2 protein-coding genes are annotated in these 1,459 nt (G+C 63.5%); both read right to left on the bottom strand.

Going from position 1 to position 1,459, the window contains the following annotated elements:
* Positions 1 to 71: 71 nt before the first annotated feature.
* On the bottom strand, positions 72 to 1,160 hold the full coding sequence (locus AC4FS3_RS28665; protein ID WP_491023365.1) for an IS5 family transposase: 1,089 nt from the start codon (positions 1,158 to 1,160) through the stop codon (positions 72 to 74).
* 24 nt (positions 1,161 to 1,184) lie between these two features.
* Positions 1,185 to 1,459, bottom strand: a 275-nt coding sequence (locus AC4FS3_RS28660; RefSeq protein ID WP_491023364.1) for a hypothetical protein, incomplete at its 5' end; no start/stop codon positions are given.

Genomic DNA, 1,459 nt, shown 5'->3' with positions numbered 1-1,459 from the left:
GGGAGACGCCGATTGGCCGCCCTGTTTCGCTTGATTGTCGCCTTTGGACCGTCAGAGGCGGCCTTGAGGCATCATGCGGGCGCACTTCTCCCTTCAAGCCAGGCAAGCCGGGTGAAGTTGTAGGCCAGATTGGCCATGCCGATCTTCAGCCGGGCCCGCGCCATGCCAATGGTGCGAACCACCAGCCCCATCCGATGCTTCTGCGCCGCGAAGACATGCTCAACCGCAGCCCGGATAACGGAACGCTTACCGTTGGCCCGTGCGATGTGCGCGGGCATCGGGCGGCCCTTCGGCTTCTTGCGGTGGATCTGGCTGCTGAACATGCCATCTGCCAGAAACGCATCATTCTTCTTCGAGCGGTAGGCAGTATCGGCCCAGACGCTTGAACCGGTATTGGCCTTGCTGATGAGAGCGGGAAGGCGCGCGCCATCATGGGCGTTGGCCGCGCTGGCGTCCCAGGTCCGGATAAACCGGTGGGCCCGATCGATGCCCACGTGGTTCTTGTAGCCAAATATGGGAACGGCGAGATCGACGGGCTTGAAGGCGGCCGGATCGGCGTCATCCTTCACCTTCGCTTTGCTGTACCTGATGCTCCAGCGCGCATCGCGGTCCTTCTGGCGCAGCTTTGCAGGCCTGTCCTTCCAGTCCTCCGGGATACGCCCCTCCCGGATGTCCTTCTTCTCGCCGTCGCTATTGCGCTGACGCGGAGCCGGAACAACCGTCGCGTCGATGATCTGGCCGCCCATGGCGACAAAGCCGCGCTCTGTCAGGGCGGCGTCGAAGCGGGTGAACAGGCTGTCGATGGCTCCGGCTTTCACCAGCCGCTCCCGGAAAAGCCAGACGGTCGTGGCGTCAGGCACAGCTCCGTCGAGACCCAGTCCAAGGAAGCGCTGAAAAGAAAGGCGGTCTCGGATCTGGAACTCCGTGGCCCCATCAGACAGTGAGTAAAGGGCCTGCAAGACAAGGATCTTGAACATCATGACAGGGTCGTAGGGCGGTCGTCCGCCCTTGCCTCGCGTCGCCCGGTGAAGAGCTCCGACTAATGGCGTCCGGAATGTCTCGAAGTCCACAACTGCCGCCAGCCGCTCAAGGGGATCACCGGCAGCGCTCAGCGCCGCGTAACGGTCCGCAAGATCAAAGAAACCGGGCTGGCTGGCCATCGACGCCTCCAAAATCTGACAGCCTCAGTTTCGCTCCAGAGCCCTCAAAGCACCAGGTTTTTCGAACCGTCCAGCTGCAAAGCCTTCCTTGCCCGGCGCGACGCCGCCCAGCAGGGCGGCGACGTCATCGAACGTGTGCATGCCGATGAGCCGGGCGGCCGCGCCCGCTATATGGCCGCCCTGCTCGGGGCCAAGCGCCGCCACGGCCTCGGGAACGATCGAGGTGATGTATTCCATCGCATAGTTGCGCAGGGTCTTCTGAAGCCGCTCTTCCGGCCAGTTGCCTTCCGGCAGTCGCG

This window comes from Pseudogemmobacter sp. TB195 (genome assembly GCF_058313095.1).
Note: the sequence above shows the minus strand (reverse complement) of the source record. Positions and strands in the feature narration are given on the sequence as shown.

Bases quoted from the DNA above. Each gene is read 5' to 3' on its own strand.
- AC4FS3_RS28665 (WP_491023365.1), bottom strand. From the start codon at position 1,160: ATGGCCAGCCAGCCCGGTTTCTTTGATCTTGCGGACCGTTACGCGGCG.